The sequence below is a fragment of the Clostridium sp. SM-530-WT-3G genome (assembly GCF_012843905.1).
In the GTDB taxonomy this organism is placed as follows: Bacteria; Bacillota; Clostridia; order Clostridiales; family Clostridiaceae; genus Clostridium.
Map to the genome: position 1 here is coordinate 1 of NZ_JABAGC010000068.1, position 6,250 is coordinate 6,250.

Below are 6,250 nucleotides of genomic sequence, written 5' to 3' on the forward strand. Positions count from 1 at the left end.
GCAGATACATTGAAAAAGGAATGAAACATAAGATTTTATAATTTTTTATAGATTTTTATAAGTTTTCAGTAACGGAGGTCTTGCCATAATGTTAAGAAGTAAAAGGATTATTTTGCTGTTAGCTATTATAATAATGTCATTATTTATTATTGGATGTAGAAAAATTGATGTAAGAAGCGAAACTATTATAAATAAGGATGAATCAGGACAAATATATCTTTATGTAAAATATGATGATTTCTTAAAGAAACATATAAACGGAAATATATTCAACTATGACTGGGCAGAGCAAAATGGATATGAAGTTAAGAAATATATAAAAGATGATGCTATATTAGAGGAATTAATATACAGATTTAATAATCTGAAAGAATTAGAAAACAAGGTAAATTCATCTGGACTTATGGAATTATCTCATAAAGATAAAATTGAAAAGAATAAAAAAGCATATGAATTTAATCTGATAGTTAATAAAGAAAATATTGAAAATCTACTGTTAAAATCAATAAATACTGGGGATAAAACTAAAGATAAAATGGTCTTGAAATATATTGAAAATATTATGATACATAATGATATAAGATACTGTAATGCAAGAGTAAAGCCTAATTCTGCTGGTATGGCAAGTAAGGTGGATTTGTGGAATTGTAAATTAAATCAGTTTGAGGATGGAGATATAATAGAGTTTTATGTTAAATAAAATAATGATATGAGAAAAAAGTTTAGAGTGCTAATTTTATTAGTTGAGTTATATTTGTACATAGTGAGAAAGAGTAGACTGAAAAAGGTTCTAGATATTGTAGATTACATAAGATATAAAATTGTTAAAGAGCATGGAGAAATACAAGGGAAAACACATTTTGAAAAACAACTTTTTTCATTTGGTATTGAGAGAGTTGTTTTTTGTAGAAAACAATTAAATTGGAATATTGCTCCTTCAAAGGCTTCTGTAATATATAAAAAAATTGTTGAAGAAATAAGGGATTATTATTTTGACGAATTATATTGCTCAACGTTAGATAATATAGACCTTGAATTAGGAGAAAACTATAATGTTAATTCTAAGAAGTTTGTGTACAATTTCTTAAATGAAGATTATGAATTTTTATATAGTATTGATTCAAAAAATAAGAAAATTCCAGATAGATTATATTAAATATGAAAAAGGTATTATATTTAATGCCAGTTATTTTTCTAATGTATCATCACAATGGGGAATAGGATTTTCAGTATGGACATCTGGAAAAAGTAATAAGAGAGATAAATTTAAGTTTATAGTTAAAGAACTTTCTGAAAATGGTAAGATTATTAATATAGGAGAAAAATTAATATATAATGTTCCGAAGAAATGATAAAATTCTATATTTAGACATTATTTCTAGAATTAAATTTCCTGATGAATCACAGAAAGTATTAGAAAAAGGTAAAAATTAGTAAATGAAAGTTTCAAATATAGAGATGAATTTAATAATATTTATCCTGAATATAATATTAATACATGGGATGCTGGATGGTATCAAATTAAGAGAATGCTTAAAATATATATCAGAAAAAATTTAGAAGATTTTAATAAATGTATGCGTGAGTTAGAAGAAAAAATGAGAACTATGATTTATGAATTTGGGTTTTTGATGGAATAAGTATAGATAATTTATTTATATATGATTAAAAAAGCTTATTTAAATACTTATAAACTGTATTGAATTTTAAAGTATAAACGAGAGTATACATAGTATATAGAGTTAAAAATGGGAGCAGAAGTCTATGGGTATTAGAGAAATGCAGGGCACACTAGCACATTTAGAATATATAGGACCTCGTGGCAGGAAAAGAAGAAAATACTGTGTATATAATTAAAGAAGATATTTGTAAGAACAGTTCTATACAAATGTATCAATGTAAATGCGTTGGAAGAATGTATTGTAGCTTTTATAAAAATAACAAAGATAGTGATATAAGTGGTATTACGATAGCATATGGAAGCAGCAATATAAAAGAAAAGAATAATAAAATAGGGCAACATATGTTTGAAAAGGAGTTGCTGAATAGAGATATTAAGCTATTAGATTTAAAATCTAATGAATTATTGAATATAACTATAGTAGCAGATGAAAATAAAAATGCACTAGATAATAAAATATCGGTAAAATCTCCAGTGGGACAGGCATTGTGTAATGTACAAAATAAAATAGGCTGTGTATTCGAAGTAATTATTGGAAATAATAAAAATAGATATAAGCTTATGAGTATAGAATACAATAAAAAGAAAAGGTGATATTATGGCAGATATAAAGTATGAAATAGAAGAGGAATTAGGAGTGGTTTCTGAAAGCAACAAAGGATGGACTAAAGAACTTAACCTTGTTTCATGGAATGGAAAAGAAGCAAAATACGATATAAGAGACTGGGCACCTGAACATGAAAAGATAGGCAAGGGAATTACTTTGTCTAAAAATGAGCTTAAATCATTAAAAGAGTTATTAAATAATATGGATTTATAGAGCGAAAAAGCAGAATTAAAATAATAGAAATATAAATAAATTCTCCAGGTTTTTATAATAGTCTAGAGAATTTATTATTAGATTTATTTTATTAATTAGATTCAATAGTTTTAAATTCATATCCATTATTTTTATAGTAATCTATAAGTCTGGGAAGCATTTCCACTGTTTTACCTTTTCCGTATGTATCATGCATTAAAATTACTATTTGATTCATACCTTGAGATTCCTTCACTGCATTATTGTATAATTGATCTACAGAATAATTTTTACCCTCTGCATCACCATTTTCTACGTTCCAGTCTATGCTTACAATACCATCTGATGTTAATGTCTCATCAAAAGATTTTAGGTTAGGGTCATGATAATATGCTCTACTGTTACGACCACCAGGCATTCTTATGACTTTAGTATTAAATTGATCTCCTAAAACAGATTTCATAAGTTCACTTGTTTGATTATATTCATTCATATATATATCTGTGTTTACACTGTTATTAGGATAAAGCTTCTTAAAATCATGAGTATATGTATGATTTCCAATGGCATTTCCTTCAGAAATACTTCTTTTTAATAATTCTTTTATTGTATCACCTTTTGCAAGATTTTCTCCTAGAATGAAGAATGTAGCATGTACGCCTTTTTCTTTTAATATATCTAGAACTTTTTCAGTATTTGGACTAGGGCCATCATCAAAAGTTAAAAAAACGTATTTGTTATCATCTATTCTATGACCATTAACAATCTTTTGTACTTCAGATGCTGGAATTGAGTATTTTTCACCTTCATAAGTAAGATTTTTTCCAGGGATTATATCTGTATCATTATGAGTATCTGCTGCATCAGATGTTTCTGTTGTTTCATCTTGTTCTTTAGCTTCTTCTTGGGTATTCTGTGTTTCTTCATCCTGTGTTTTTGCAGAAACAACAGTATTTATTTTGGGAGATTTATTCACTAATGGTTAAGCTATTAATCCTCCAAGTAGAATAATGGCTATTAAGTATCTATATCTATATAAGGTGATTTTTCTTCTATGTTTGTGCATTTTTTTGTGTGTTTTATGCTCGTTTATCTTATTATGTTGTCTTTTGTGTTCGTTCATCTTATTATTTCCCCCTATTTTCTAAAGTATTTGTCGCGTGACAAGCTTTATGATACTAGAGAGATTTATAGTATTTTTTTTATAATTGTAATGAAGTTGTAAAATTTAATATTAAGTAAAGAATAAACTTTATATGATATTATAATAATGAAAGGATAAAAACTAAATAAAAGTTTGAAAGGAGATATGAAAAGTACAAAAGTAACAAATGAAGCTTTTTTGGAGGATAAATACATATGAAAAGAAGAATATTAATAGTTGAAGATGATATAGGAATACAAGGCCTTATTGAACTTACTCTTCAAATGGAACAATATGAAACTGATATTGCAGAAGATGGTGAAATAGCATTTAATAAGATACAGCATGAACATTATGATTTGATTCTTTTAGATATAATGATTCCTAAAATTGATGGATTTACTCTTATTAAGATGATTGAGGATAAAAGAATACCTGTTATTTTTTTATCTGCTAAGTCACAGCTTCAGGATAAGATTTTAGGATTAAAGCTTGGAGCAGAGGATTATATAACAAAGCCTTTTGAACCTTTAGAACTTCTTGCAAGAATAGAAGTAGTATTAAGAAGAACAAATGAAGATACAATTGATAATATAATAAAATATGAACATATTATAATTCATCCAAATGAAAGATTGGTAAAGGCTTATGGGAAGGTAGTACCTTTAACAGTGAAGGAGTACAATCTTTTGATGATGTTTGCTAATAATATTAATAATGTTCTTACAAGAGAGGTGCTGCTTGAAAAGATATGGGGATATGACTTTTTTGGAGAAACAAGAACCGTTGATATGCATGTTAAGCAGCTTAGAGATAAACTTGATTTAAAGGATTATTTAAAAACTGTATATAAAGTTGGGTATATTCTGAAAAGCTGAGGTTGATAGGATGAAATTAAAAAATAAGTTACTCTTATATTTTTGTGCATTATTTTTTGTAACCATAAATATTTATGGAATTATACTTATGGAATCTAATTTTAATATTATACTTGAAAATACTATTAATAATTCATTAAGTGAGTATTCTGTAATTTATGCAAATATAAAATCAAATGAAAATGCAAAGAATATTTTCTTTGAAGATAAGGATATTTTAAAGATTAAAAGTGATTTTTATTTTAAGAATAATAGTGATTCTAATGTGATTTTAGAGTTTAGGAATTTGGATAAGGATCTTGTATATTCAACTTCAGATAAATATACTAATAAAATATGGAATGATGATATTTATAATATTAATGGAACCATGACTAATTACCTTGTTTATAAAAAGGGAAATGACAAGGTTCTTTTAATAAATAATAATATTGATGTTAATAATAATACATATTATTTTACATATATAAATAACCTAGATAATTTATATAAGGATAAGCTTAAAGAGTATAGCATTCTTATAAAATTAAATATAATAGGTGGAATATTTCTTTTGGTAATAATTTATTTTATATCTGATGATATAACTAAGCCTATTTATAGTTTAATAAGTAGTATGAATGAAGTAATTAATGGAAATTATAATAAGAAATTAAAGTATAAGAGCAACATTTATGAAATTAATGAAATTTCCAATAATTTCTCATTAATGAATACTGAAATTCAAAATAAGATTCAGGAACTTCAAGAGAGCAATAATGAAAAACAAAGATTTATAAATAATCTTACCCATGAAATAAGAACTCCTTTGACATCAATCATAGGATATTCAGATCTAATGCTTAAGAAGAGAGTAGAAGATTTTAAGTTGATTTTTAGAGCTTTTGAAAATATAAATAGAGAAGGGAAAAGGATATTAAGCCTTGCATCTAATCTTATAACCCTTATAACATTAGATGAAAAATCATTGAACCTGAGCAATTTTAGTGCATTAGAAATGATAGAAGAAGTTAAAAGTAGTATGGATATGAAGATTAAAGATTTTGATATTCATATTATTATTGAAGGTAAGGACTTTGAAATTTACAGTGATAGGGAGCTTGTATTTATTCTTATTACTAATTTTGTAGATAATTCAATTAAAGCAGTCATGGGCAGTAATGTTAAGGAAATAAAGATAATCCTTAATAGTAGACAAATTATTATTAAGGATACAGGGATTGGAATATCAAAAGATGAATTGACTAAGATATTTGAACCTTTTTATATGACTAATAAATCAAGAAATAAATCTATTGATGGCTTTGGGCTTGGACTTAGCATATGTAGACAAATAGTAAAACTTCTTAATATTAAATTTAATATAAATAGTGAAGTAAATATAGGAACTGAAATTGTACTTGGGTTTGAGGAGATTTCACATAGATGAAAAAGATAATATTTGTGTTTTTATCTATAGCTTTTATATTATTTATTTTATATAGCAATGCAGATAAATACATAAAAGCTAATAAAATTTATACAAAACATATTGATTTGGATCAGGATGCCAATAAAATTACTATTGATAATACACGGATAATGGAAAAGACAAAGAATATACTTAGTGATATTTATGGAATAGATGATTTTTCAAAATTTAATATTCAATCTGATTTTTATAATAATATATTGGCTCAACACTAAAAACTGCGCTTGACAACTAAATTACCAATATTTACAGATAAAAAATGCACTTAAAATCCTGT

General features: G+C 25.6%; 10 protein-coding genes. 8 read left to right on the forward strand and 2 right to left on the reverse strand.

Going from position 1 to position 6,250, the window contains the following annotated elements; all coding sequences use genetic code 11:
• The first annotated feature begins 88 nt into the window (after positions 1–88).
• The 5 genes from HF850_RS14975 (at position 89) to HF850_RS14995 (ending at position 2,501) form a co-directional block, all read left to right on the forward strand.
• Positions 89–700: a hypothetical protein gene (locus tag HF850_RS14975; RefSeq protein WP_169106219.1), complete on the forward strand. Its 612-nt coding sequence runs from the start codon at positions 89–91 to the stop codon at positions 698–700.
• 9 nt (positions 701–709) lie between these two features.
• Positions 710–1,156: a hypothetical protein gene (locus tag HF850_RS14980; RefSeq protein ID WP_206151695.1), complete on the forward strand. Its 447-nt coding sequence runs from the start codon at positions 710–712 to the stop codon at positions 1,154–1,156.
• The gene (locus HF850_RS14985; protein WP_169106221.1) at positions 1,116–1,352 is read left to right on the forward strand and encodes a hypothetical protein; all 237 of its coding nucleotides are present in this window, start codon (positions 1,116–1,118) and stop codon (positions 1,350–1,352) included. Before HF850_RS14980 ends, HF850_RS14985 begins: the two co-directional genes overlap by 41 nt.
• A 467-nt stretch (positions 1,353–1,819) precedes the next feature.
• Positions 1,820–2,275: a GreA/GreB family elongation factor gene (locus HF850_RS16185; protein ID WP_169106222.1), complete on the forward strand. Its 456-nt coding sequence runs from the start codon at positions 1,820–1,822 to the stop codon at positions 2,273–2,275.
• Between the two features lie 4 nt (positions 2,276–2,279).
• Positions 2,280–2,501, forward strand: a complete 222-nt coding sequence (locus HF850_RS14995) for a PC4/YdbC family ssDNA-binding protein (RefSeq protein WP_169106223.1) — start codon at positions 2,280–2,282, stop codon at positions 2,499–2,501.
• Between the two features lie 91 nt (positions 2,502–2,592).
• Here HF850_RS14995 and HF850_RS15000 read toward each other — a convergent pair whose 3' ends face one another.
• Entirely contained in the window at positions 2,593–3,456 is an 864-nt protein-coding gene (locus tag HF850_RS15000; protein WP_169106224.1) for a polysaccharide deacetylase family protein, read from the reverse strand.
• Between the two features lie 6 nt (positions 3,457–3,462).
• Entirely contained in the window at positions 3,463–3,603 is a 141-nt protein-coding gene (locus tag HF850_RS15005) for a hypothetical protein (RefSeq protein ID WP_169106225.1), read from the reverse strand.
• A 236-nt stretch (positions 3,604–3,839) separates the two neighbouring features.
• Here HF850_RS15005 and HF850_RS15010 point away from each other — a divergent pair, with 236 nt between their 5' ends.
• Genes HF850_RS15010 through HF850_RS15020 form a run of 3 tightly spaced genes read left to right on the forward strand, consistent with a single transcriptional unit; the run spans position 3,840 to position 6,188 of the window.
• Positions 3,840–4,502, forward strand: a complete 663-nt coding sequence (locus HF850_RS15010; protein ID WP_169106226.1) for a response regulator transcription factor — start codon at positions 3,840–3,842, stop codon at positions 4,500–4,502.
• Between the two features lie 10 nt (positions 4,503–4,512).
• Positions 4,513–5,931 carry a HAMP domain-containing sensor histidine kinase gene (locus HF850_RS15015; RefSeq protein ID WP_169106227.1) on the forward strand — a complete coding sequence of 473 codons (1,419 nt, stop codon included), beginning with the start codon at positions 4,513–4,515 and terminating at the stop codon, positions 5,929–5,931.
• Complete coding sequence (locus HF850_RS15020) at positions 5,928–6,188, forward strand: hypothetical protein (RefSeq protein WP_169106228.1); 261 nt, start codon at positions 5,928–5,930, stop codon at positions 6,186–6,188. Before HF850_RS15015 ends, HF850_RS15020 begins: the two co-directional genes overlap by 4 nt.
• Positions 6,189–6,250: the final 62 nt, after the last annotated feature.

Coding starts and splice junctions, on each gene's coding strand:
- HF850_RS15010 (WP_169106226.1), top strand. CDS start 3,840: ATGAAAAGAAGAATATTAATAGTTGAAGATGATATAGGAATACAAGGC.
- HF850_RS15015 (WP_169106227.1), top strand. CDS start 4,513: ATGAAATTAAAAAATAAGTTACTCTTATATTTTTGTGCATTATTTTTT.
- HF850_RS14975 (WP_169106219.1), top strand. CDS start 89: ATGTTAAGAAGTAAAAGGATTATTTTGCTGTTAGCTATTATAATAATG.
- HF850_RS15020 (WP_169106228.1), top strand. CDS start 5,928: ATGAAAAAGATAATATTTGTGTTTTTATCTATAGCTTTTATATTATTT.
- HF850_RS14995 (WP_169106223.1), top strand. CDS start 2,280: ATGGCAGATATAAAGTATGAAATAGAAGAGGAATTAGGAGTGGTTTCT.
- HF850_RS14980 (WP_206151695.1), top strand. CDS start 710: ATGAGAAAAAAGTTTAGAGTGCTAATTTTATTAGTTGAGTTATATTTG.
- HF850_RS15005 (WP_169106225.1), bottom strand. CDS start 3,603: ATGAACGAACACAAAAGACAACATAATAAGATAAACGAGCATAAAACA.